At 67.3% G+C, this 23,326-nt stretch carries 22 protein-coding genes; 13 read left to right on the top strand and 9 right to left on the bottom strand.

The features are described from left to right. Window positions 1-27 precede the first annotated feature (27 nt). Window positions 28-348 (bottom strand): contact-dependent growth inhibition system immunity protein, encoded by a 321-nt coding sequence (locus ACEWX3_RS19280; protein WP_374157354.1) that lies wholly within the window; start codon window positions 346-348, stop codon window positions 28-30. Next, entirely contained in the window at window positions 345-1,622 is a 1,278-nt protein-coding gene (locus ACEWX3_RS19275) for an RNase A-like domain-containing protein (RefSeq protein ID WP_374157353.1), read from the bottom strand. Before ACEWX3_RS19275 ends, ACEWX3_RS19280 begins: the two co-directional genes overlap by 4 nt. A 197-nt stretch (window positions 1,623-1,819) precedes the next feature. Here ACEWX3_RS19275 and ACEWX3_RS19270 point away from each other — a divergent pair, with 197 nt between their 5' ends. Next, window positions 1,820-2,302, top strand: coding sequence for a hypothetical protein (locus tag ACEWX3_RS19270; RefSeq protein WP_374157352.1), 483 nt, complete (start codon window positions 1,820-1,822; stop codon window positions 2,300-2,302). On the opposite strand, the gene ACEWX3_RS19265 is transcribed toward ACEWX3_RS19270, so the two are convergent. Both ACEWX3_RS19265 and ACEWX3_RS19260 read right to left on the bottom strand, forming a co-directional pair. After that, complete coding sequence (locus ACEWX3_RS19265) at window positions 2,251-2,529, bottom strand: hypothetical protein (protein ID WP_374157351.1); 279 nt, start codon at window positions 2,527-2,529, stop codon at window positions 2,251-2,253. The genes ACEWX3_RS19270 and ACEWX3_RS19265 overlap by 52 nt on opposite strands. Window positions 2,530-2,638: 109 nt before the next feature. Next, window positions 2,639-3,055 (bottom strand): VOC family protein, encoded by a 417-nt coding sequence (locus tag ACEWX3_RS19260; protein ID WP_221360947.1) that lies wholly within the window; start codon window positions 3,053-3,055, stop codon window positions 2,639-2,641. Window positions 3,056-3,263: 208 nt separating this feature from the next. On the opposite strand from ACEWX3_RS19260, the gene ACEWX3_RS19255 reads away from it, so the two are divergent. Further along, entirely contained in the window at window positions 3,264-5,420 is a 2,157-nt protein-coding gene (locus tag ACEWX3_RS19255; RefSeq protein WP_374157350.1) for an EAL domain-containing protein, read from the top strand. Between the two features lie 58 nt (window positions 5,421-5,478). On the opposite strand, the gene ACEWX3_RS19250 is transcribed toward ACEWX3_RS19255, so the two are convergent. Then, a complete protein-coding gene (locus ACEWX3_RS19250; protein ID WP_221360943.1) occupies window positions 5,479-6,660 on the bottom strand; it encodes a geranylgeranyl reductase family protein in 1,182 nt (393 codons plus the stop codon). Window positions 6,661-6,813: 153 nt separating this feature from the next. Between ACEWX3_RS19250 and ACEWX3_RS19245 the strand changes: the two genes are divergently transcribed. The 4 genes from ACEWX3_RS19245 (at window position 6,814) to ACEWX3_RS19230 (ending at window position 11,523) form a co-directional block, all read left to right on the top strand. Further along, the gene (locus ACEWX3_RS19245; protein ID WP_207066331.1) at window positions 6,814-7,554 is read left to right on the top strand and encodes a TetR/AcrR family transcriptional regulator; all 741 of its coding nucleotides are present in this window, start codon (window positions 6,814-6,816) and stop codon (window positions 7,552-7,554) included. Window positions 7,555-7,618: 64 nt separating this feature from the next. Further along, window positions 7,619-8,362, top strand: coding sequence for a hypothetical protein (locus tag ACEWX3_RS19240; RefSeq protein WP_374157349.1), 744 nt, complete (start codon window positions 7,619-7,621; stop codon window positions 8,360-8,362). Window positions 8,363-8,397: 35 nt separating this feature from the next. Further along, window positions 8,398-9,957 carry an HD domain-containing phosphohydrolase gene (locus tag ACEWX3_RS19235; protein WP_374157348.1) on the top strand — a complete coding sequence of 520 codons (1,560 nt, stop codon included), beginning with the start codon at window positions 8,398-8,400 and terminating at the stop codon, window positions 9,955-9,957. Window positions 9,958-10,005: 48 nt separating this feature from the next. Continuing rightward, complete coding sequence (locus ACEWX3_RS19230; protein ID WP_374157347.1) at window positions 10,006-11,523, top strand: flavin-containing monooxygenase; 1,518 nt, start codon at window positions 10,006-10,008, stop codon at window positions 11,521-11,523. Window positions 11,524-11,537: 14 nt separating this feature from the next. Here ACEWX3_RS19230 and ACEWX3_RS19225 read toward each other — a convergent pair whose 3' ends face one another. Continuing rightward, window positions 11,538-12,032, bottom strand: a complete 495-nt coding sequence (locus tag ACEWX3_RS19225) for an FBP domain-containing protein (protein ID WP_221360931.1) — start codon at window positions 12,030-12,032, stop codon at window positions 11,538-11,540. Window positions 12,033-12,401: 369 nt separating this feature from the next. Between ACEWX3_RS19225 and nrdF the strand changes: the two genes are divergently transcribed. Next, window positions 12,402-13,364, top strand: a complete 963-nt coding sequence (gene nrdF / locus ACEWX3_RS19220) for a class 1b ribonucleoside-diphosphate reductase subunit beta (RefSeq protein WP_152519616.1) — start codon at window positions 12,402-12,404, stop codon at window positions 13,362-13,364. A gap of 206 nt (window positions 13,365-13,570) precedes the next feature. On the opposite strand, the gene ACEWX3_RS19215 is transcribed toward nrdF, so the two are convergent. Continuing rightward, entirely contained in the window at window positions 13,571-14,620 is a 1,050-nt protein-coding gene (locus ACEWX3_RS19215) for an NAD(P)-dependent alcohol dehydrogenase (RefSeq protein ID WP_207066325.1), read from the bottom strand. 130 nt (window positions 14,621-14,750) lie between these two features. Further along, on the bottom strand, window positions 14,751-15,878 hold the full coding sequence (locus ACEWX3_RS19210; RefSeq protein ID WP_374157346.1) for an iron-siderophore ABC transporter substrate-binding protein: 1,128 nt from the start codon (window positions 15,876-15,878) through the stop codon (window positions 14,751-14,753). 207 nt (window positions 15,879-16,085) lie between these two features. On the opposite strand from ACEWX3_RS19210, the gene ctaD reads away from it, so the two are divergent. Continuing rightward, window positions 16,086-17,831 (top strand): cytochrome c oxidase subunit I, encoded by a 1,746-nt coding sequence (gene ctaD / locus ACEWX3_RS19205; RefSeq protein ID WP_207066323.1) that lies wholly within the window; start codon window positions 16,086-16,088, stop codon window positions 17,829-17,831. A gap of 33 nt (window positions 17,832-17,864) precedes the next feature. Beyond that, complete coding sequence (gene serB, locus ACEWX3_RS19200; RefSeq protein ID WP_207066322.1) at window positions 17,865-19,118, top strand: phosphoserine phosphatase SerB; 1,254 nt, start codon at window positions 17,865-17,867, stop codon at window positions 19,116-19,118. A gap of 4 nt (window positions 19,119-19,122) precedes the next feature. Here the strand turns inward: serB and ACEWX3_RS19195 are convergent, their stop codons facing one another. Next, complete coding sequence (locus ACEWX3_RS19195; protein WP_374157345.1) at window positions 19,123-20,565, bottom strand: PLP-dependent aminotransferase family protein; 1,443 nt, start codon at window positions 20,563-20,565, stop codon at window positions 19,123-19,125. 62 nt (window positions 20,566-20,627) lie between these two features. Here ACEWX3_RS19195 and ACEWX3_RS19190 point away from each other — a divergent pair, with 62 nt between their 5' ends. The 4 genes from ACEWX3_RS19190 to ACEWX3_RS19175 all read left to right on the top strand — a co-directional run bounded on the left by ACEWX3_RS19190 (window position 20,628) and on the right by ACEWX3_RS19175 (window position 23,289). Then, window positions 20,628-20,774, top strand: a complete 147-nt coding sequence (locus ACEWX3_RS19190; RefSeq protein ID WP_207066419.1) for a hypothetical protein — start codon at window positions 20,628-20,630, stop codon at window positions 20,772-20,774. 126 nt (window positions 20,775-20,900) lie between these two features. Further along, window positions 20,901-21,755: an ABC transporter ATP-binding protein gene (locus ACEWX3_RS19185; RefSeq protein WP_163673973.1), complete on the top strand. Its 855-nt coding sequence runs from the start codon at window positions 20,901-20,903 to the stop codon at window positions 21,753-21,755. Between the two features lie 2 nt (window positions 21,756-21,757). Beyond that, entirely contained in the window at window positions 21,758-22,588 is an 831-nt protein-coding gene (locus ACEWX3_RS19180) for an NUDIX hydrolase (protein ID WP_374157344.1), read from the top strand. After that, window positions 22,585-23,289 carry an enoyl-CoA hydratase gene (locus tag ACEWX3_RS19175; RefSeq protein ID WP_374157343.1) on the top strand — a complete coding sequence of 235 codons (705 nt, stop codon included), beginning with the start codon at window positions 22,585-22,587 and terminating at the stop codon, window positions 23,287-23,289. The genes ACEWX3_RS19180 and ACEWX3_RS19175 overlap by 4 nt, the downstream gene beginning before the upstream one ends. Window positions 23,290-23,326: the final 37 nt, after the last annotated feature.

Genomic DNA, 23,326 nt, shown 5'->3' with positions numbered 1-23,326 from the left:
CGTCGCCCATTATCAATTCGGCAACTGTTAGGCGCGAGCGATATCAGACGCCCTACCAGGCTGCCCTCGCAATCGTTCGGCAACCATCCCCAACCATTCCCGGTAGGTCATTTCCGGTCGAGGGTCGTAGTAGCCGCCCATCTTCAACATGGCTTCGTGAAGTTGGGATTCTGCCCGATCGCGGCGAAATTCATCAATGTCATGTGCCAGACTGCGCAGATGTTCAGGCTTCTCGTCGACGACAAAGCTATCGACGATCTGCGGCCAGTCTGCGGCATCGAGGTCCCAGTCTGGGTGAAAATAGCCGCCAAAAAATTGTTCCATTGCGTACGAGGGCAGGGTGTTCATGGCTGCACATATCCGGTCAGTATATTCCAATTTCCCATTCCGTCGCCCTTGAGTACGACCTTAACTGAACTTCCAGTTATCGATTCTACGCCTCCGCGCGTTAGGACCTGCCCGCCTTCGAATGGCGCAGAAATGGTGAGTGTTTTTCTGGCGCCCTCGGTTATCCAGGTGTCCACAGCCGCCTGATTGTGTTGAAGCGCTGTGATAGCTGCTGTCGCTGCTTTATCGACCGATGCAAATGTCGAGACTTCGGAAAGTCTCGGATTATTGGCTAGGCGAGTGGCGAGGTCGTCGAAAGTTTGGCCGACGTGTCGTTCGATGAGGTGTCCACCGGATGCTTCGCTCGCCTCCAGCAGCGCCCGGGCGTCCTCGATGCCGAACGGCGTGATGTCTGCGATGTCTCCGCCGCTGTGGTGCGGCACATCGACGTCGGGTGTGGGTATGTCGTCGGCGTGGCGGGCTGCGCCCGCGGGTGCGTCAACCCCGTGTTCGAAACCCTCGGCGAAGAATTTGCCGCCAGGGATCGGCGCCATGCCGGCGACGTCGAGCACCGCGCCGGCTTGATCCGCGCCGGAGTGTTCGCCCCAATTGGTGAAGACGTCGATGTCGTGGGCGACATCGGGGACGAGACCGAAGGTGCCTTCGCTGAGTGCCCGGCTGCCTTCGGCGAACGCTGATGGCTCCTGCGGGAAGGCTTGCACGTCAGCGTTGGGGGGAAGGGTGGGCACGGCGGCCATTGGTGCGCCGGCTTCGTTCGCCGCCTGGTTGAGAGCTTCAAGAATGCGGATCTGATCGGTGAGTTCGCGGCGGGCGTCGAACACAGCCTGGCTGAGCGGGACGGTTTCCCCCCGTCCTGGTCCTGCGGCGGCACCCTGCGTGTAGGACTGTCCGGCAGCGTCATCGAGCGCGGCTTGGGCAGCGTCGAGATCACTTCGTGCGGCTTCGACGCGCGCCAGCTGCTCATCGACAACCGCGGGATCAGCCCCGACGATCGGAGCCTCTAATGGAGACCGGGTGTAGCGCGTCTCGCTGTGGCCGCGTCCGGTGTGCTGGCTGATGACCTGATCGACTGCGCTCGGAGTTTCCGGAACCGGCTGGCCGGCAACTTCGTCCAGTGCGTCGTCGAGGTTCGCGGGTTGCTCGGGATCAGTCGTCTTCCCGGGGACCAGCATGTCGTCCAACGGGGACGATGACGCACCACCCACACCCTCGGCCGCCTCGTTGGTGCCGCTGTTGGCGGCTTCGCCGGTCGACGTTCCCGGTGGGCGAAGCATGTCCTGCCACGTTTTGGGCCTCTGGCCAGAGTCCGCGCCGCCGGCGTCGGTCTTGTGGTCGACCAACTGGATCGACTCGTCACGGCCTTCACCGTCGAACTGGATGCCCTGCAGTTCGAGCGCCTCGGCCTGCAGCTGGCGACTGACAAGGGCATCGGTGGCGACGAGTTGTTCTGCGCGCCAGCGATGTACTCGGCATGCTCGGCCGCGGCAGTCGCCCTGGCGGCAGCAGTCATCGGGTCGAATTCGCGGGTATCGGTGACCGAGAGGTCCTCGCCCACTCGGAAGTCATCGGCTTCGGCCTCGGCGATGGCGTCGAGCACCGCGCGGCGGGCCGCTGCAATGTCTTCGCTGCCCCGTGCAGCGACATCGGCTGCGTGGCGCTGCACGTCCCCCTGGCGGCGCACCACCCCGAGATCCGCGGCAACCCGGTCGAGCGCAGCGTCCTTGGCGTCGCCCTCCCACTCGGTGCCGCCCGGAGCTGCGATGTTCTGCCGGTGCTGCTCGAACACCGTCTCCGCCGCAGCCGCCGCCCCCCGCCAACGCTGGGTGGCGTCGTCGAGGGCAGTGGTGTCCCAGCTCTGCACCTGCGAACGGGTCGGCGCCGCCGACGCGGCAGCGGCCGGGCTCACATGGTCACCGAGATGTCGTCGGCGCTGCTCCCGTCGGTGTCGTCGTAGTCGGCGCTCGCCGCAGATAGGGAGTCGGCCTGGCCGGCGATGCGGCGTCCCTGCCGGACGCGTAGCGCCGCAGCTGCGGCATCGACGGCCGCGACCCCGGCATCGCTGGGCCGCGTGCCTGCTGTGGCGCCGACTGTGCCGCCGTTGAGCACCTCGATCGCGGCCTGCGCGCTGCCCGCGGCCGCCACCTGCAAACCGTCAGTGTCGACGGTCAAGTCTCTTGCCATACTGCCCCCTCGACCCCACTCCGATGCACGCTACCGCACCGGGCTGGCCATCCCGCCCGGCAAAGTCGCCGGGCGAGCACGTTCGACTGGTGCCCAGGTCTAATCGCATTCAGAGCGTCAGCGTGCCGTCGTCATTGATGGTCCAGAACGGGTTCATCGCGACTTCCCAGACGTGCCCATCGAGATCGGCGAAATACCCCGAATAGCCGCCCCAGAACACCTTTTCGGCCGGCTTGAGGATCGTCGCGCCGGCGGCCGCGGCCTGGGTGAGCACCATGTCGACGTCGGCTTCGGTGCGCTCGTTGATCGCGATGGTGATGCCACTGAACCGTCCGTCGACGGGATGGCGCGCATCCTCGGCGAGATCCCGGCGGCCGAACAACGCCAACGCCACTCCCGGCAGCTGGTAGAACACCACGCCCTCGGGAGCGTCCTTGGCCTCCCACCCGAGCCCTTCCTCGTAGAACCGGCGGGCCCGCGGGAGGTCGTCGACGCCCAGGGTGATCAGGCTGATGCGTTGCTCCATGGCGGCGACGCTACGCGTGCGCTGTGACAGGCCGGAACCTCGATGCGCCGGCCCGACCTCCGCCGTCTGCCGTTTCTAGTTGTCGCGCACGGCCCGTCTGGTATCTGAGTTTGCCGACCCGGTCCCGACGGTGATGTCGCCGCCTGGCGGCCGGCCTGTACGCCACACGGGAGAGCTGTGAAGATCGGCCGCACGGGTACAAGTGTCGATGTCGTCATTTTTCGCGCCGGGGCTCCACGTCGCGTCTAGTGTGTTTGCCATGCTGGTCGACGGAGCCGGGGGGCTCCCTGCCGCGGAATCGGAGACGCCGGTCGACCTGATCCGGACGATGTTGAGTGTGCTCAGGCGCCGCTTGGGCCTGGAGACGGCATGGCTGTCGTCGTTTCGCGACGACGTCCAGGTGTTCGAGGTGCTAGACGGAAATCCCGAAGCGATGGGCCTCTCATGCGGTGCCGGCGCTTCGCTGGCCGGCTCGTACTGTGTGCGCGTCATCGACGGGCGGCTGCCCTCCGTCATCCCCGACACCTCAGTCAATGAGACGACCGCGATCCTGCCGATCACGGGTGAGCTGGATCTGGGCGCCTACGTGGGTGTGCCGGTACTGGGACCTGACGGCTCAGCCCTGGGCATGGTGTGCGCGGTGAGCCGGCAGGCCAGCCCGCATCTGGTCGAGCTCGACCTGCGGATCGTCGAGCGCGTCGCGGAGCTCATCGGTCTGCTGATCGAGCCGCCTTCGGCGCCGACGAACGGCACTGCCGATCGCCACACAGCCGTCCGACGCGTGGTCGCCCAGCGCGATTTCGAGGTCGTCTTCCAGCCAATCCACGACGTTCACACCGCCACGGTGGTGGGGCTGGAAGCGCTGGCCCGCTTCCCTTGCGAACCATTCCTGCCCGACGCATTCCTGGCCCAGGCGGCCTCGCTCGGGCTGGCGACGGAGTTGGAGACGGCGATCCTGGAACGGGTGCTGTCGTTGCTTCCGCAGCTGCCCAACGACGTGTTCATCGCGGTCAACATCTCTCCGGCGGCAGTGCAACACGCGCCTTGGACGGATCTTCTCGACCGCGTCGACACGACGCGAATCGTCCTGGAGATCACCGAACATGCCGCCGTCGAGAACTACGGTGCTCTCGACGACGCGTTGGACGTGTGCCGCGCCAGAGGCGTACGGGTCGCTGTCGACGACGTCGGCGCCGGCTTCTCGTCGTTCTCCCACGTGCTCGAGTTGAACCCGGACTTCGTCAAGATCGACAAGTCGATCATCCGCAATATCGACAGTGACGCCGCGCGACGCAGACTGGCCCAAGCCATCTGCGAATTCGCGGCGCAGACCGGCGCGACCGCCATTGCCGAAGGCGTGGAGACCCAGGCGGAACTCGATGCGGTGGGTGCCGCCGGCATCAGATGTGCGCAGGGGTATTACCTCGGTCGCCCCAAATCTCATGTTCACGGTTTCGCGTCCGCCGCTGTGTCCGCGATGACCACCGAAGCAGCTCCGGCGGCGTTGGATCTGTTGGGGGAACGCAGATTCGAGCTGGCCCTCGCTCACTCGCCCATCGGTATGGCGGTCGTCGACCTCGACGGTGCGTTCCTGCGGACCAACCGCGCGATGCACGCAATGCTCGGGTACACCGGCCGGGAGATGGCCCGCTTGAACTTTCGGGACATCACCCATCCCGACGACCTCGATGCGGATCTGTCACTGATGCACGAGTGCCTCGCCGGCAAGCGGCGCTCCTATCACATCGCCAAGCGCTACATCACCGCCGATGGACGAGTCGTGTGGGGTGCACTCACCGTCGTGCTGGTGTGCGGGCCGTCCGACCGACCGCACTGTTTCATCTCCCAGATCCTCGATGTGACCGCCGAGCGGGTCAGGGAAGCCGATCTGGTCCGCCGAGCCGACACTGATCCGCTCACCACGATCGCCAATCGCGCCGCCGCCTGGAGCCGCCTCGAAGAGTTGGACGCCCGCGACGCCGGCTACGGCGTCTTGTTCTGCGACATCGAGCGATTCAAGTCGGTCAACGACCGCAGCGGTCACCACGCCGGCGACCACATGCTGGTCGAGGTCGCCGAGCGGCTGCTGGCCGCCATCGGTCCCGACGATCTGGTGGCCCGCTGGGGCGGCGACGAATTCCTGGTGGTGACCGAGTCGGTCGACGACGACGACCTTGCCCTGCTCGCCGGGCGGATCGCCGACCGAATGGAGCGCACACCGGTCACATTGGCCGATGGCACCGACGTGCCGGTGACACTGACCATCGGCGTGTGCGCGCACCGTCGGGGCGATGGCCGGTCCATCGATGACGTCCTCGCGCTGGCCGACGAAGCCATGTACCGGAAGCGGCGCAGCCGACTGTGACCGCAGGGAAGCCGGCTGAGCCAAGGCTGCGGTGAGTGCCGGAGCGGTCCCGGCCTTGTCAGAAGGTGTGCTGGGGGCCCTGGGCCTTCTTGTACAGCGCCTTGAGCATGCGGTCGCGGAACGCGGCGTTGTCGATCAGCTTCACCCCGGCGTTGGCCAGCTTCGGCTGCCCGATCAACTTGTGCATGTAACGCCCGCGCTTGTACTCGCGGCCCCACGCGGCCTCCATGCGCTGGGCGTAGTTGGTGAAATCGTCGGGGCCGCCGTTGGTCAGCGCCGCGATCGCGCACTCGCCGGCCGCCAGTCCGGATTCCAGGGCCTTGGAGATGCCCGCACCCGAGGCGGGCTTGCCCGCACCCAGCGAGTCACCGGTGAACAGCACGCCCGGCCGCCAGGGCGGCCATGCCGTGAAGCCCATCGGCAACCGCCAGGCTCGCACGCTCTTGTTCTTCTTCAGTTCCTCGATCGCCGGCAGGTCCCACTCGCGCGGCAGGGTGCGCAGGAAGTCGCCCAGGAATTTGGTGGCGTTGATCGACTGCCAGTTCTTGTAGCTGTTGACGTACCCGAGGCCGATGTTGAAGATTCCGTTGCCCATCGGGAACACCCAGCCGTAGCCCGGCAGCTGATCGCCTTCGAACATCAGCTTCAGATAGATGTCCAGCGAGTCGGAATCGGCCCGGTTGGCAGGCATCTCGGAGCGGATCGCGATCGCGGAGTAGCCGTTGTACTCGGAATCCACCTTGAGGGCGCGCTTGATGGGGGAGTAGGCGCCGTCGGCGGCGATGACCGCGTCGCCGTAGACCTTTTCGCCGCTCTTGAGCACGACGCCGATCACCCGGCCGCTGGCGTCGAGCTCGGGCCCGGACACCTCGGCGCCCTGGCGGATCTCTGCACCTGCCGATTCGGCGTGCTTGAGCAGCACAGTGTCGAGATGCTCTCGACTGACGGTGTGACCGTGGTCAGGCATGCCGGGCCGCTTCGGAAACGACAACTCCCACTTGCTCGGGCTGAACACCGTCACGCGGTTCACCCGATGGAACGTGGCCACCTCGTCGGCCAGGCCCATCTTCTGCAGGTAGCTGACCGCGCGGGCCGTCAGGCCGTCGCCGCACGGCTTCGCGCGCGGGAATTGCGCTTTGTCCAGCACCACCACTTTGGCGCCGGTCTGTGCGGCCTGCCATGCGGCGGCTGAGCCAGAGGGCCCTCCGCCTGCGATGACCAGGTCGTATCGCTGCGTCATACTTCTCGTCTCGTTGAGCGGCTGTCGCTGCGATAGTACCCAAAGCGCGTGATCGCCTCGCGGCGGGCGAACAGCGCTGGTCAGCGTGCCGTCCGGCGCCTTGTCGGCACGGTCAGGCCAGGTCAGCGGTGCCTGAACGGGTACAGTGAGCGGGTGCGGCGAGGGTCGAGATCACGTTCTGCTGACGAACCGGGTGTCAAGGTCGACGCCCGCAGCGAGCGTTGGCGCGAGCACCGCAAGAAGGTGCGCTCCGAGATCGTCGACGCCGCGTTCCGTGCGATCGACCAACTCGGTCCGGAGGTGTCGCTGCGGGAGATCGCCGAGGAGGCCGGCACCGCCAAGCCGAAGATCTACCGGCATTTCACCGACAAGTCCGATCTGTTCCAGGCCATCGGCAAGCGGATGCGCGACATGTTGTGGGGCGCCATCTTCCCCGCCATCGACATAGCCAAGGACCCGGCGCGCGCCATCATCCACCGCGCCGTCGAGCAGTACGTGCACCTCGTCGACGAGCATCCCAACGTCATTCGCTTCCTGATGCAGGGGCGGTTTGCCGAGCAGAGCGAATCGACCATGCGGGCTCTCAACGAGGGCCGCGACATCACCCTGGCCATGGCCGACATGTTCAGCAACGAGTTGCAGGAGATGGAACTCGACGCGGCGGCCTTCGAGATGGCCGCGTTCGCGACGTTCGGGGCGGCGGCGTCGGCGACCGACTGGTGGCTCGGCGCCGATCAGGACAGCCCGCGGCGGCTGCCGTCGGCGAAGTTCGTCGAGTACCTGACCACGATCATGATGGGTTCGATCAACGGCACCTGCGAGGTGCTCGGCGTGCAGGTCGATCCCGACCTGCCGCTGCACGAGGGTGTGCGCCGCCACGAGCGCGTCGCCTGACCGAGCGGACAAATGAGGCAGATGCCTCATGTGTCGATCGCCGCGGCTCGCGACGATCGTTGTCATGAACACACGACTCACTCCCCGCGAAGCCGCGGCAGCGGTGAATGCGCATCCCGTTCTGCCCGCCGGCGACGATGAACGTTTCATCGGGTTCGGCATCATGGGGCTGCCGTTCGTCAGCGGCCACTATCTGGCGTTGCGCCAATTCCCGGCAACCACTTTCGCGCCGGCGTACGTCTCGGTGTGGCATCGCGGCCCCGCATGCACCTGGACGTTCTACGCCACGACCCCGGGTCCGCAGAGTTGCGCGCGATATTTCAGTGCCGCCACCCCGAATGACGCCGTGCAGTGCGACATCGACCTCAGCTGGCCGACACCGTGGTCGGTGAGCGTCGAAATACCCGGACTTCTACGGTGGTCGGTGCGGCTCCACGCGACCCGGGCCACCCGGCTGATGACGGCGATCGGGAACCGGCTGCCTGAAGCCGCCTGGACCGACCCGATGAGCCTGTCGCTTCTGGGCCGGATTGCCGGGCCCGCGCTCGGTGTGGGTGATATCCGTCTGACCGGTAGCGCCGCCAACGGCCAGCGCTACATGGTGGCGCCGAAGACAATGTGGGCGGTCGCGGAATCGCATGCATCGCTCAACGGTCAGGACCTCGGGCCGACTGGTCCGCTGCGGCGCCAGGCCCGGCTCGGGGACTTCCGCCTGCCACAGCGCGGTATCGGCGTGATCGGCTCCGGTCACTTCGAGAACTTCGATGCCGATCGCCATCTGGCCTCCGAGCGCACCGTGACGTTCTGATCGCCGGTCCGATCGCGACGAGGCACAATCGTCGGATGGCGCCGCCGGGCCCACCACCGTCGGCCAGCAGGGCCGAACTGCTGGCGGCGCTGTCGATCGCCATAGACCTCGGTCTCGGGCAACCTGCTGAGCACATGCTGCGCTCGGCGGTCATCGCCACCCGGCTCGCCGACCGACTGGGTCTGAGCGGTCCGGACCGAGACTGTTGTTACTACACCGCCTTGGTCATGTGGATCGGATGTCATGCCGACTCCCATGAATACGCCCAGTGGTTCGGCGATGACATCGCGGTACGTCGCGACTCCTATCTGGTGGACTGGGTGGGGCTGCCTTACCTGCGATTCCTGGTGAGCAATACCGGCCGCGGTGAACCGTTGTTGCATCGATTGACCGTGCTGGCAACGCTTCTCGTCGATACCCGCGGCCGCATCGCCTCCCTCATCCATTCTCACTGCACGTCGGCCGGCGTGCTCGCGGATCGGCTCGGGCTCAGCGCCGACGTGCAGTCGGCTCTCCGCTACAGCTTCGAGCGGTTCGACGGCGCCGGTCTGCCGGCCGCAGTTGTAGGTGAGCAGATCCCGATGGCGACGCGGGTGGCGCAACTGGCGGACATGGTGGAGGTGCACCACCGCGCCTACGGCGTCGACGGGGCGGTGGCAATGGCGCGCAGCCGCCGCGGTGGGCAATTCGACCCACGAGTCGTCGACGAGTTCGTGGCCGACGCCGCTGCCGTTCTGGGCGGCCCGTGTACCGGAGATGCCTGGGAGGTGGCGCTGCGTGAAGCCCCAGATCGAGGCAAGCCACTCGATGATGCGGAGCTCGATCCGCTGCTGGTTGCCCTGGGTGATTTCGTCGACCTCAAATGTCCCTTCACGCTGGGTCATTCGCGGGCCGTCGCCGAATTGGCGGCCGGCGCCGCCACCGCGATGGGGCTGGAGGGCGAGACGACGGCGTTGGTGCGGCGCGCCGGGCACTTGCACGACCTCGGCCGTATCGGGATCTCGAACCAGGTGTGGTCGAAGCCGGCGCAGCTGACGGCCAGCGAGTTCGAGCGAGTCCGCCTGCATCCGTATTTGACGGTCCGGATCCTCAGCCAGGTGCGGGGTCTCGAGGAGGTGGCGCAGGTCGCGGGCAATCATCACGAATGCCTCGACGGCTCTGGGTATCCGCGCGGTCTGCCTGCCTCGGCGCTCGGTGTGCCTGACCGCGTGCTCGCCGCGGCGGTGGCATACCAGTCTGCAGTCGAGCCGAGGCCATACCGGGCGCCCCTGTCGACCTCGGGCGCCGCGGGCCGGCTGCGCGACCGGGTGCGGGCTGGTCACCTCGACCCGGTCGCCGCCGACGCAGTGTTGCATGCCGCAGGGCACCGCAACCGCGGCGGCCAGCGTCGTTTACACGGGCTGACGCCTCGAGAGATCGAAGTTCTCTGCCTCGTCGCCCGCGGCGCGTCGAACCGGGACATCGCGGAGCAGTTGGGCATCTCGGGCAAGACAGCGCGCAACCACGTCGAGCGGACTTACGCGAAGATCGGGGTGACCAACCGCATCGGTGCCAGCATGTTCGCGCTCCAGCACGGTCTGGTGCAACCGATGTGACACCGGCCCCGATTCCCGGTACCGGCGTTCCCCAGTACAGTCGGGTCCATGACCGTCGCTGAACAGGCCGCCGGCACTCCCGCGGTCGATGACCGGGCCCCCGTGCACACCCGCGCGCTGATCATCGGATCCGGATTCTCCGGGATCGGGATGGGCATCGAGCTGCAACGCCGCGGCGTCGATTTCCTGATCCTGGAGAAGGCCGACGAAATCGGCGGCACCTGGCGGGACAACACCTATCCCGGTTGTGCCTGCGACATCCCGTCGCACATGTACTCATTCTCCTTCGAACCGAAACCGGACTGGACGCACATGTGGTCGTTCCAGCCCGAGATCCAGAACTATCTCCTCGGGGTCACCGAGAAGTACGGGTTGCGCCGCTACGTCCGGTTCGGTGCGCACGTCGACCGGGCCCAGTGGGACGACGACGAGCAGCGCTGGCACGTGTTCACCGACGACGGCGGCGAGTTCATCGCACAGTTCCTGATCTCCGGAGCCGGCGGACTGCACATCCCGCTGATCCCCGAGTTCGACGGCCTCGACGACTACCTGGCCGGCGACGGCGTGGCGTTCCACTCGGCGCAGTGGGACCACGACGTCGACATCACCGGCAAACGTGTCGCGGTGATCGGCACCGGCGCCAGCGCGATCCAGATCGTGCCCGAGATCGTCAAAGACGTCGCCGGCCTGCAGCTCTACCAGCGCACCCCCGCCTGGGTGATGCCCCGGCCCAACAACCCGATCCCCGAGGGGATGCAGCGGATGTTCGCCAACGTGCCGGGCACCCGAGCAGCGATGCGCGCCGGCATCTACTGGATCCACGAAGCGGTCGGTTTCGCGATGACCAAACAACCCCGCCTGCTCAAACTCGGTGAGCTGATGGGCAAGTGGAACATCCGTCGCTCCATCAAGGATCGCGAGCTGCGCCGCAAGCTCACCCCCGACTACCGGGCGGGTTGCAAGCGCATCCTCAACTCCGACACCTACTACCGCGGCATCGCAGACCCGAAGACCGAGGTGATCACCGACCGCATCGCGCGGTTCACCCCGTCCGGCATCGTCACCGCCGACGGCCGCGAGCGGCCGGTGGATGTGGTGGTCTTCGCGACCGGCTTCCACGTCACCGACTCCTACACCTACGTCGACATCAAGGGGCCGGACGGAGAGGACCTGGTCGACCGCTGGAACGCCGAGGGCATCGCGGCCCTGCGCGGGATCACGGTGGCCGGAATGCCCAATCTGTTCTTCCTGCTCGGCCCGAACACCGCGCTGGGACACAACTCCGTGGTGTTCATGATCGAGTCGCAGATCCGCTACGCCGGGCAGGCCATCGCCGCCGTGGACCGTGCCGGCGCCCAGGCGCTGGCTCCGACCCGGGACGCGCAGGACCGCTACAACGACGAACTGCAGGACGAGTTGAGCGGCACCGTGTGGAGCACCGGTGGCTGCCGCAGCTGGTACCTCGACGAGCGCGGGGTCAACCGCACCCTGTGGAGCGGAATGACGTGGCAGTACTGGTTGGCCACACGGCGTTTCAAGGCTTCGGAGTACACCTTCACCCGCTGAGGGAGCAGCCGCGCTCAGCTCTCTGTGGAGAGCACCTTGTCGACGAATCCGTGCACCTTGCTCCGCAGCTCTTCGACCCGCTGTTCGCGGATGAGGTCGAGGTCGGTCTCCTTGTGATAGGCGGGCGGCAGCTGCCGGACGTTGCCGGAGCAGCCGAAGTTCGCGCAGATCAAGGTGCCCAGGGTATCGCCCTTGCGGCCGGCCGCGCCGCCCCGGCGGACGGTGTAGAGCACCGCCTCGTCGGTCAGGTTGACGTCATTGCACCAGGTGCACATGGTGCGCCCCCGCGGCTTGACCGCGGCCCGGTTGAGCAGCAGCGCCACCGGTCCGTCGGGCCTGTCGACGAGCAGGTACGCGCGGCGCGGGATCTTGGGGTCGGTCCAGCCGTAATACTCCAGCTTGCCGAACGCCACGGCGTCGAAGTCGGGTGCGAAGGTGACCTTCTTGACCTCGCTGCGGGTGGCCCCGCGGAAGGCGGCGAGGATCTGGTCACGGGTGTACGAATTCATCGGTGGAACCATCCTGAAGAAAGGCGCACAGCGGTGCGCCTGGTGAGTGAGGGTACGACTGCGCCGCCGGCCCGGTGGGTCGGCGACGGGGCGCGGTCATCTGATGTCGGCGCGAGCGCCGACGACCTCCTCGACTCGGATGTTCACGCACGCGACGATAACGAGTGACGCCTGCGGCCGCCATGGATTTTTTCGCCCGGGGGACCGCTGCGCAGCACCTGATCGACGGTCACGGAGGCGACACGCCAAACACAACATCTCGTACTGCGCGGAGATGTCGCACACCAGTTGTAGTGTTGTGGTCGTCGTCGGCGATTCCGCGGCGTCGCACAAAAAGCCAGGTGAAATGGGGTTCTCGTGAGTGATGGCATCAAACTGATCGACCGCGTCTCGGCCATCAACTGGAACCGCCTCCAGGACGACAAGGACGCCGAGGTCTGGGATCGCCTCACCGGTAACTTCTGGCTGCCGGAGAAGGTGCCGGTGTCCAACGACATCCCGTCCTGGAACACGCTGACCGAGCACGAGAAGCAGCTCACGATGCGGGTGTTCACCGGGCTGACGCTGCTGGACACCATTCAGGGCACCGTGGGAGCGGTCAGCCTGATCCCCGACGCGCTGACCCCGCACGAGGAAGCGGTGTACACCAACATCGCGTTCATGGAGTCGGTGCACGCCCGCAGCTACAGCAACATCTTCTCCACGTTGTGTTCCACGCAGGAGATCGACGAGGCGTTCCGCTGGTCGGAGGAGAACCCCAACCTGCAGCGCAAGGCCGAGATCGTCATGCAGTACTACAAGGGTGACGAGCCGCTCAAGCGCAAGGTGGCCTCCACGCTGTTGGAGAGCTTCCTGTTCTACTCGGGCTTCTACCTGCCGATGTACTGGAGCAGCCGGGCCAAGCTCACCAACACCGCCGACATGATCCGGCTGATCATCCGCGACGAGGCGGTGCACGGCTACTACATCGGCTACAAGTACCAGCGCGGGCTGGCGATGGCCGACGAGGCGACCCGCCAGGAACTCAAGGACTACACCTATGAGCTGCTGTTCGAGCTCTACGACAACGAGGTCGAATACACCCAGGACCTCTACGACGGGGTGAACCTGACCGAGGACGTCAAGAAGTTCCTGCGCTACAACGCCAACAAGGCGCTGATGAACCTCGGCTACGAGGCGTTGTTCCCGCGCGACGAGACCGACGTCAACCCGGCGATCCTGTCGGCGCTGAGCCCCAACGCCGACGAAAACCACGACTTCTTCTCCGGCTCCGGGTCCAGCTACGTCATCGGTAAGGCCGTGGTCACCGAAGACGAGGACTGGGATTTCTAGAACGCCAGGGAGTTCCAAAACTCCGGACGCGCCGGGGTGACTTCTGGCCCGGCCCGCGGGGGTGATTTCCGGCCCGGCCCGCGGGGGTGATTTCCGGCCCGGCCCGGCGGGATGATTTCTCATTCCCTTCGCCGAGTGTGCATCTGCTGCGAGAAATGTCGCTGGCAGTCGCAGTGGATGCACACTCGGCGCGAACGCCGGCGCGACTAACCGCGCAGCGACGCGGTGTCGATGACGAAGCGGTAGCGCACGTCGCTGGCGATCACCCGCTCGTAGGCCTCGTTGACGTAATCGGGCTGGATGACCTCGATCTCGGGAGCCACGTTGTGCTCGGCGCAGAAGTCCAGCATCTCCTGGGTCTCGGCGATGCCACCGATCAACGATCCGGCCAGTCGCCGGCGCCCGAAGATCAGTGCGCCGGGGGGTACCTGCATGGCGTGTTCGGGCATGCCCAGCTCGACGAGCGTGCCGTCGAGGGTCAGCAGCCCGAGGTAGTCACCCATGTCGAGATTGGCCGAGACGGTGTTCAGGATCAGGTCGAAGGAGCCCTTGAGCTTCTTGAACGTCTCACGGTCACTGGTGGCGTAGTACTCCGAGGCGCCCAGGCGCAGCCCGTCCTCCATCTTCTTCAACGACTGGCTGAGCACCGTGACCTCCGCACCCATCGCGACGGCGAGCTTCACCGCCAGGTGTCCGAGACCGCCGAGTCCGATGACCGCGACCCGAGAGCCGGGTCCGGTGTTCCAGTGCCGCAACGGGGAATAGGTGGTGATGCCCGCGCACAGCAGCGGCGCGGCTTCCTCCAGTCCGATCGCCTCGGGGATCGACAACACGTAGTTCTCGTCCACCACGATGGCGCCGCTGTAGCCGCCCTGGGTCGGTTTACCGTCGCGGCCGATGCCGTTGTAGGTGCCGACCATGCCGGGGTTGTCGCAGTACTGCTCCTCACCGGCCAGACAGAATTCGCATTCACGGCACGAGTCGACGAAGCACCCGACGCCGACGCGGTCACCGACGTTGAACTTCGAGACCTCCGAACCGACCTCGGTGACGATGCCGGCGATCTCGTGCCCGGGCACCATCGGGTATTTCACCTGACCCCACTCGCCGCGCACGGTGTGGATGTCGGAGTGGCAGATGCCGGCGAAATGGATGTCGAAGGCCACGTCGTGGGGACCGACCTCACGTCGCTCGATCGTGGTCTTGGACAGTGGCTCGGTCGCGGAGGTGGCCGCATAGGCGGAAACGGTGCTCATCACGTCCTCTTCGGTTGCACGGATTCAGGGGCTGCCGCCACGCTGCGGCTCAACTCGAGGACAACGAACCGACCGGCGGCATTAGTCCCCGCGCATGTGTGACATTGCCGACTGGCGCTGCCGACGGTGCTCAGTTGATCGGCGCGTCGACCAAGTTCAGATCAGCCAGGACTCCGCGGGCGGCGATCAGGCCTTGACCGGACTGCCAGACGGCGTTGTTCACGGCGAACACCCGGTCGTCGCGGACCGCCGACAGCCGCTTCCAGGCATCGCTGCGCATGATCTCGGTCCCTCGTTGTTTGGCTTCGTCGGAGGCGAACGACACGTAGACGAGGTCACCGTCGGCGGCAGAGAAGTCCGGGTCGTCGCCCATGTCGGCGTCGGAGATCCCGATCTCGTCGAAGGGCTTGTCGGTGAACCGTTGAGTCGCGGGCCGGTCCACCGAGGCGGCCGCGAGAACACTGCCGGGGAAGTTGTCGACGCCGAAGATCCGCAGGGTGGAGTCGGTGAACTGCACCACCGAGGCCTGGAAGTGGGTCGCGTCGTTCTGCTCGCCCGTGGTGGCGGCGGCACGGTCGAACTCCTCGATGAGGGTGTCGGCCGCCGCGGGCCGTCCTGTCGCGGCGCCCACGGTCCGCAGCGTCTCACGCCACTCGGTACCGGCGGGGCCGCTGAACACCGTCGGCGCGATCTCGGACAACTCCGGGTGGATCCCCGGCGTCAGCGCGGCCGAGCCGAGAATCAGATCTGGATCGGCGTCGCGGATCGCGCCCAGGTCGGGTTCGGAGCGACTACCCGCCCCGGGCAGGTCGTGGATCACGGTGCCCAGGTAGGCCGGCTGCACGTCGGAGCCGTCGGGCAACGCCGCGGCAACGATCCGCGACTGGAGGCCCAGGGCGCACAGGGCGTCGAGCTGGCTGCCGGACAGCACCACGATCCGCTGCGGATCCGCGGGAACCAGCGTCGTCTCCGGAATCGGCGGGCTGACCGCGTGGCCGGTGGCATTGCGCACCTCCCGCTCGGGCGGGCCGTCCTCGAGCGGCGCGGGCTCCGGTGCACACGATTCGTCGGGGCGGCGGTCGTTGCCCAACACGCCCGCACCCGCGATGCGCGTGGTGCTGGTGATGATCGAGCCGTCGGGGGGCGTGTCACCGCCGGAGCCGCAGCCACTCAACGCGGCCACGCAGACGGACAGCAGGACGGCCAACACCGCTGCCCGGGACGCTCGACCGCCCCGCCGCGCACCCGTGAACAGCACGTCGCCGACCGTAACACCCGGCGGATCCGTCACTGGTCACGCGCGGTGCCGAGGAAAACCCGGAGTGCTTGCGGCGGCGAATACGACAGTTTGTAGGACCACCCCGACCCAGCCGGGGTTCGGGGGCTAGGATTCATACCGAACACCGGGATCCGGCGGCTTGCCCGCCAGCCGGCCCGGTACGACACGGCAAGGTTGGAGGATCAGTTGGTAGCCGAAGCGCCCCCAATCGGAGAACTCGAGGCCCGGCGTCCGTTCCCGGCGCGCCTGGGACCCAAGGGCAACCTGATCTACAAGCTGATCACCACGACCGATCACAAGCTGATCGGGATCATGTACTGCGTCGCGTGCTTCGCGTTCTTCCTCATCGGCGGGCTGATGGCGTTGTTCATCCGCACCGAGTTGGCCGTGCCGGGTCTGCAGTTCCTGTCGAACGAGCAGTACAACCAGCTGTTCACCATGCACGGCACGGTGATGCTGCTGTTCTACGCCACCCCGATCGTGTTCGGGTTCGCCAACCTGGTGCTGCCGCTGCAGATCGGCGCCCCCGACGTGGCGTTCCCACGGCTCAACGCGTTCTCGTTCTGGCTGTTCCTGTTCGGCGCGCTGATCGCGACGGCAGGCTTCATCACCCCCGGCGGCGCCGCGGACTTCGGCTGGACGGCGTACTCGCCGCTGACCGACGCGATCCACTCCCCGGGAGCCGGCGGCGACCTGTGGATCATGGGACTGGCCGTCGGCGGTCTGGGCACCATCCTCGGCGGTGTGAACATGATCACGACGGTGGTCTGCATGCGCGCACCGGGCATGACGATGTTCCGGATGCCGATCTTCACCTGGAACATCCTGGTGACCTCGATCCTGGTGCTGCTGGCGTTCCCGATCCTGACCGCCGCGCTGTTCGGCCTGGCCGCCGACCGTCACCTCGGTGCCCACGTCTACGACCCGGCCAACGGCGGTGTACTGCTGTGGCAGCACCTGTTCTGGTTCTTCGGCCACCCCGAGGTGTACATCATCGCGTTGCCGTTCTTCGGCATCGTCAGCGAGATCTTCCCGGTGTTCAGCCGTAAGCCGATCTTCGGCTACACCACCCTGATCTACGCCACCCTGGGTATCGCCGCCCTGTCGGTGGCGGTGTGGGCGCACCACATGTACGCGACCGGGGCGGTGCTGCTGCCGTTCTTCTCGTTCATGACGTTCCTGATCGCGGTGCCCACCGGCATCAAGTTCTTCAACTGGATCGGCACGATGTGGAAGGGCCAGTTGACGTTCGAGACACCGATGCTCTTCAGCGTCGGCTTCATCGTGACGTTCCTGCTCGGTGGTCTGTCCGGTGTGCTGCTGGCCAGCCCGCCGCTGGACTTCCACGTCACCGACAGCTACTTCGTCATCGCGCACTTCCACTACGTGTTGTTCGGCACCATCGTGTTCGCCACCTACGCGGGCATCTACTTCTGGTTCCCGAAGATGACCGGCCGGCTGCTCGACGAACGGCTGGGCAAGCTGCACTTCTGGCTGACCTTCATCGGCTTCCACACCACGTTCCTGGTGCAGCACTGGTTGGGTAATGAGGGCATGCCGCGCCGCTACGCCGACTACCTGGCCAGCGACGGATTCACGTCGCTGAACATCGTGTCGACCATCGGCGCGTTCATCCTGGGCGCCTCTACGCTGCCGTTCCTGTGGAACATCTTCAAGAGCTGGCGCTACGGCGAGCCGGTGACCGTCGACGACCCGTGGGGTTACGGCAACTCACTGGAGTGGGCCACCAGCTGCCCACCACCGCGGCACAACTTCACCGAGCTGCCCCGGATCCGTTCGGAGCGTCCCGCGTTCGAGTTGCACTACCCGCACATGGTCGAGCGGATGCGCCGTGAGGCCCATGTCGGGCGTGCGCACGGCCCCGGCGACGGTGACGTGACGCGCCTCGAAGACGAGAACGTCCGTACCTGATCCGGCTTGCCGACAGAAACGAGCGCCCGGGGGATGAGCGCGTCGCCGCTGTTCGAACCGTCGCGTAACCGCTCCTCGTTACTGATCACGGTGACCGGGCGCGACCAGCCGGGCGTCACATCGGCATTGTTCGAGGTGCTGTCCCGGCACGGTGTGGACCTGTTGAACGTCGAGCAGGTCGTGATCCGGGGACGACTGACGCTGGGGGTGCTCGTTGCGGCGGCCGCGGAGGTTGCCGCAGGAGCAGAGTTCCCGGCCGAGGTCGAGGCCGCGATCCACGGCGTCGGTCTCGAGGTCAGCATCGAACGCAGCGACGATCTGCCCGTGATGCAGGAACCCTCGACTCACACGATCGTGGTGCTGGGCCGCCCGATCACGGCCCAATCGTTCGGGGTGGTGGCCCGCGAGGCCGCCGCGCTGGGGGTCAACATCGACTTCATCCGGGGGGTGTCGGACTACCCGGTCACCGGCCTGGAGCTGAGGGTGTCGGTGCCCGCCGGGGTGTACGGGGAGTTGCAGGCAGTCCTGGCCCGCGTGGCAGTCGCCGAGAGCGTCGACATCGCCGTCGAGGACTACAGCCTGTCCCGGCGGGCCAAGCGGCTGATCGTGTTCGACGTCGACTCGACCTTGATCCAGGGCGAGGTCATCGAGATGCTCGCCGCGCACGCTGGGGCCGAGGCGGCGGTCGCGCAGGTGACCGAAGCGGCGATGCGCGGTGAGATCGACTTCGCCGAGTCGCTGCACCGACGGGTCGCCACGCTGGCCGGGTTACCGGCCGGAGTGCTCGACGAGGTGGCCGAGCAGATCGAGCTGACACCCGGGGCGCGGACCACGCTGCGCACGCTGCGCCGGCTCGGCTATCACTGCGGAATCGTCTCCGGTGGTTTCCGGCAGGTGATCGAGCCGCTGGCGCACGAGCTGATGATGGACTTCGTCGCGGCCAACGAGCTGGAGATCGTCGACGGCAAGCTCACCGGCCGGGTGATCGGCGCGGTCGTGGACCGTCCGGGCAAGGCCAAGGCGCTGCGGGACTTCGCTCAGCAGGCCGGGGTGCCGATGGAGCAGACGGTGGCCGTCGGCGACGGCGCCAACGACATCGACATGTTGGCCGCCGCCGGGCTCGGGGTGGCCTTCAACGCCAAACCGGCGCTGCGCGAGGTCGCCGATGCCTCGCTGAGCCACCCCTACCTCGACACCGTCCTGTTCGTGCTGGGCGTCACCCGGGGCGAGATCGAAGCCGCCGACGCGTTGGACGGCGTCGTGCGCCGGGTGGAGATTCCCGAGTAGGGCTTCAGACCACGACGGCGGTCGGCTCGGGTACGGCCATCCCCGTGACGCTGCGCCAAGCGCGGGCGAGCAGTTCGATAGCTTCGACGAGTTTCGGCTCGGGCAGCGTGTACGGCACCCGGATGAAGCGTTCCAGGGTTCCGTCGACACCGAACCGCGGCCCGGGCGGGATCTCCAGCCCGATCCGCGAGGCAGCCGCCGACAGGGCCGAGCTCATCGGCGCCGGCAGCCGCACCCACACCGACATGCCGCCCTTGCCGGGAGCGGGCTGCCAGTCGGGCAGATGCTGGGCCAGCAGCTCGAGCAGCAGCGCCCGGCGGGCCCGCAGGATCTCCCGGCGCTCCGGTAGCACCTCGGCTTCGTCGGCCAACAGCCTCGCCGCCGCCAGCTGCTCCACGATCGCGGTACCCATGTCGATGGCAGGCCGCAGCGCTGCGATCGTCGGCAGCACGCTGCGTTCGGCCCTGATCCAGCCGATCCGCAGGCCGCCCCAGAACGACTTGGACATCGAGCCCACGGTCAGCAGCAGATCCCGGCGTTGGGTCATCATCGTGCCGAACGGCGGCGGTACCTGCTCGTCGAGCCACATGTCGGTGATGGTCTCGTCGATGATGGTGCGGGTGCGCGTGTCGCTGATGATGTGCGCCAACCTTTTCCGGCCGGGCTCGGGCAACGTCATCCCCGTAGGGTTCTGGTTGTCCGGAATCAGGTAGGCCAGATCCGGCGCCAGCTGGCGGACTGCGGCCTCGACGGCGTCGAGTTCCCACCCGTCGGCCGTCATCGCCACCGGCACCGGACGCAGACCGCGGTTGGCGATCGCCGACAACGCACCGTGGTAGGTGGGCTGCTCGACGAGCACCCGATCCGCGGGCTGGGTGAAGGCGGCCAGGACCAGATTGATGGCGTGCAGAGCGCCGGTGGTCACCATGATCTCGTCGGGATCAGTGGGAAGTCCACGGGCGCAGTATCGTTCGGCGATCGCGACACGCAGCGGCGCTACGCCGAGCAGCTCGATCCCGATGTCGTGCAGGTACGGGCTCACCTGTTCGGCGGCCTCGGTGAACGCTCGCGCCACCACGGTGGCCGGCGCGGCAAAGCTGGCGGCCGCCAGGTTCGCGGTCGCCGCCGCGGGGATGGCCGGTGCAGCGGGGGAGACCGGCAGGGCTGTGGTGCTGCGCGCGCCGCGGCGGGCGTTGAGGTAACCGTCGTCGCGCAGTTGCGTGTAGGCCGCGGTGACGGTCGTGCGCGAGACACGCAGCGCATCGGCCAGTGCTCGCTCGCTGGGGAGTCGGGCACCGACCGGCACCCTGCCGTCGACGATCAGCAGCCGGACGGCGTCGGCGAGGCCGTGATAGGCCGGGCCACTTCGATTGGCCGTCCGCCAATTCCCCAGTTCGCGAACCAAGAGGTCCACATCGAGCTTTCGCGCCGCCACTGAGCCAGTCATCAGGGCCAGTATTGCCGAACTGGCTATTGATAGACAAGCCAGTTGCTCGAAATCATAGCCAGATGACCCACTGGATATCTCGGTTGGCGCACCGGCTGGCCGATCTGTACTACCCGCCCACCGCGTACAGCGACGAACGCGACGCCGACGCCCGCCGGATGCGCAGCGAACTCGACGCGATCCGGATGCACTTCCCCGATCACGCCTGATCTGCCGGCCCGATCGGAGCGCAGGGTGCGTTCGTTTATTCGAACGATGAGCGCGGTGAGAGCGGTGAGGACGTTCACGCGCCGGCGCCGGCGGCTGGGGGACCCCCGCCTGACTACGATGGGCGGGTGCCTGTCGACCGCTCCGATGATGACGCCGAAGCCGCCGACCCCGACCTGCTGATCGACTTCGCCAAGATCACGCTGCGGCGTGGCGGGCGAACGCTCGTCGGCCCGGTGACCTGGTCGGTGGAACTCGATGAGCGCTGGGTGGTGGTCGGACCCAACGGTGCGGGCAAGACCTCACTGCTGCGCATCGCGGCGGCGATGGAACATCCGTCCTCGGGCATCGCCTATGTGCTCGGCGAACGTCTCGGCCGCGTCGACATGTCCGAGCTGCGCTCGCGGGTCGGTCTCAGCAGCGCCGCGCTGTCCCAGCGGGTCCCCGACGACGAAGTCGTCCGTGACCTGGTGGTCTCGGCCGGCTACGCCGTGCTGGGCCGGTGGCGTGAGCAGTACGACGAGATGGACTACGAGCAGGCCATCGACATGCTCGAAAGCGTCGGCGCCGAGCATCTGGCCGACCGCACGTACGGCACGCTGAGCGAAGGTGAACGCAAGCGGGTGCTGATCGCGCGGTCGCTGATGACCGATCCGGAGTTGTTGCTGCTCGACGAGCCCGCGGCTGGTCTGGATCTGGGTGGGCGCGAAGAGTTGGTCGCGAGGCTGTCCGACCTGGCCGACGACCCCGATGCGCCCGCCCTGGTGCTGGTGACCCACCACGTCGAGGAGATCCCGCCGGGATTCACCCACTGCCTGATCCTCGCCGAGGGCGAGGTGGTGGACTCCGGGTTGCTGCCCGACGTGCTCACGGCGGAGAACTTGTCGAAGGCGTTCGGCCAGTCGATCGCGCTGGACTACATCGACGGGCGCTACTTCGCGCGGCGCACCCGCACGCGCGCCGCGCACAGGAGGCGGATGTGACCATGACCGACGAGCCCTTGCCGGCGCGGCCGGCTGCGACCGTGATGTTGATTCGGGACGGCAAGAGCCCGCTGGAGGTCTTCTTGATGCGTCGTCATTCGGCGATGGAGTTCGTCGCCGGCGTGATGGTGTTTCCCGGCGGGGGAGTCGACGACCGGGACCGCACCGCCGACGTCGCCTGGCACGGTCCGGACCGGCAGTGGTGGGCCGAGCGGTTCGGAGTGGACCCCGACCTCGCCTCGGCTCTGGTGTGCGCGGCGGCACGCGAGACCTTCGAGGAGTGCGGGGTGCTGTTCGCCGGGGCTGCCGACGATCCCGACCTGCTGGTCGACGACGCATCGGTATACCGGGAGCAGCGGGCTGCGCTGGAGAACAAGTCGCTGTCGTTCGCCGAGTTCCTGCGCGCGGAGAACCTGATGCTGCGGGCCGACCTGCTGCGTCCATGGGCGAACTGGGTGACCCCGAAAGAGGAGCGCACCCGCCGCTACGACACCTACTTCTTCGTCGGAGCACTGCCCGAAGGCCAGCGTGCTGACGGCGACAACACCGAAACCGACAAGGCCGACTGGGTCACGCCGCGGGCCGCCCTCGACGACTTCGCCGAGGGACGTAGCTTCCTGCTGCCGCCGACGTGGACGCAGCTGGATGCTCTCGACGGGCGCACGGTCCCCGAGGTGCTGGCCGTGGAGCGGCAGATCGTGGCCATCGAGCCGTCCCTGGCCGCCCAGGAGGGCGGCAACTGGGAGATCGAGTTCTTCAACAGTGAGCGCTACAACGCGGTCCGCAACCGCCGCGCACCGCAGGGCTACACCGACGGAGCACCGCTCAGGTGAGCGAGTTCGTCGACGTCGTGGTCGCCGACCTTGCCGACCATGCTGCGCCGGAGAGTCGAGACGGCGATTCCGCGCCGCGGCTGGCGACCCTTCTGTTGTCCCGACCACCGACCAACGCGCTGACCCGGCAGGTGTATCGGGAGATCACCGAGGCCGCCGCCGCCTTGGACGCGCGCGACGACATCGCCGCGGTCATCCTGTTCGGCGGCCACGAGATCTTCTGCGCGGGCGACGACATGCCCGAGCGGGCCACCCTCAGCGCTGACGAGGGCGAGGCACGCGCCCGCCTCGGCGCCGAGGCCGTCGATGCGGTCGGCGCGCTGACCAAGCCGACCGTCGCCGCCATCACCGGCTACGCGCTCGGGGCGGGACTGACCCTGGCGCTGGCCACGGACTGGCGCATCAGCGGCGACAACGCCAAGTTCGGCGCCACGGAGATCCTCGCCGGGCTGGCGCCCGCCGCTGGTGGCGCCGTCCGGCTCGCCGACACGATCGGGTCCAGCAAGGCCAGGGACCTGGTGTTCAGCGGCCGCTTCGTCGATGCTCGCGAGGCCCTCGAACTCGGCCTGATCGACCAGCTGGTGGCGCCAGACACCGTCTACGACGCCGCCGTGGCGTGGGCCAGTCGGTTCCTGGACTATCCGCCCTCGGCCCTGGCCGCCGCGAAGGCCGCTTTCGGCGTGGCCACCGCCGGGCGGTAGACGGTTCGGGCGGGCACCCCGCCAACAGTTAGGCTGC

Origin of the sequence: Mycobacterium sp. G7A2, assembly GCF_041902445.1 — a bacterium.
In the GTDB taxonomy this organism is placed as follows: Bacteria; Actinomycetota; Actinomycetes; order Mycobacteriales; family Mycobacteriaceae; genus Mycobacterium.
This window is presented reverse-complemented; position numbering and strand designations above follow the sequence as displayed.

Excerpts from the sequence above, each read along its gene's own strand:
- ACEWX3_RS19280 (WP_374157354.1), bottom strand. The coding sequence starts at position 348 with ATGAACACCCTGCCCTCGTACGCAATGGAACAATTTTTTGGCGGCTAT.
- ACEWX3_RS19275 (WP_374157353.1), bottom strand. The coding sequence starts at position 1,622 with ATGCTTCGCCCACCGGGAACGTCGACCGGCGAAGCCGCCAACAGCGGC.
- ACEWX3_RS19270 (WP_374157352.1), top strand. The coding sequence starts at position 1,820 with ATGCTCGGCCGCGGCAGTCGCCCTGGCGGCAGCAGTCATCGGGTCGAA.
- ACEWX3_RS19265 (WP_374157351.1), bottom strand. The coding sequence starts at position 2,529 with ATGGCAAGAGACTTGACCGTCGACACTGACGGTTTGCAGGTGGCGGCC.
- ACEWX3_RS19260 (WP_221360947.1), bottom strand. The coding sequence starts at position 3,055 with ATGGAGCAACGCATCAGCCTGATCACCCTGGGCGTCGACGACCTCCCG.
- ACEWX3_RS19255 (WP_374157350.1), top strand. The coding sequence starts at position 3,264 with ATGTCGTCATTTTTCGCGCCGGGGCTCCACGTCGCGTCTAGTGTGTTT.
- ACEWX3_RS19250 (WP_221360943.1), bottom strand. The coding sequence starts at position 6,660 with ATGACGCAGCGATACGACCTGGTCATCGCAGGCGGAGGGCCCTCTGGC.
- ACEWX3_RS19240 (WP_374157349.1), top strand. The coding sequence starts at position 7,619 with ATGAACACACGACTCACTCCCCGCGAAGCCGCGGCAGCGGTGAATGCG.
- ACEWX3_RS19235 (WP_374157348.1), top strand. The coding sequence starts at position 8,398 with ATGGCGCCGCCGGGCCCACCACCGTCGGCCAGCAGGGCCGAACTGCTG.
- ACEWX3_RS19230 (WP_374157347.1), top strand. The coding sequence starts at position 10,006 with ATGACCGTCGCTGAACAGGCCGCCGGCACTCCCGCGGTCGATGACCGG.
- ACEWX3_RS19225 (WP_221360931.1), bottom strand. The coding sequence starts at position 12,032 with ATGAATTCGTACACCCGTGACCAGATCCTCGCCGCCTTCCGCGGGGCC.
- ACEWX3_RS19215 (WP_207066325.1), bottom strand. The coding sequence starts at position 14,620 with ATGAGCACCGTTTCCGCCTATGCGGCCACCTCCGCGACCGAGCCACTG.
- serB (WP_207066322.1), top strand. The coding sequence starts at position 17,865 with ATGAGCGCGTCGCCGCTGTTCGAACCGTCGCGTAACCGCTCCTCGTTA.
- ACEWX3_RS19195 (WP_374157345.1), bottom strand. The coding sequence starts at position 20,565 with ATGACTGGCTCAGTGGCGGCGCGAAAGCTCGATGTGGACCTCTTGGTT.
- ACEWX3_RS19190 (WP_207066419.1), top strand. The coding sequence starts at position 20,628 with ATGACCCACTGGATATCTCGGTTGGCGCACCGGCTGGCCGATCTGTAC.
- ACEWX3_RS19180 (WP_374157344.1), top strand. The coding sequence starts at position 21,758 with ATGACCGACGAGCCCTTGCCGGCGCGGCCGGCTGCGACCGTGATGTTG.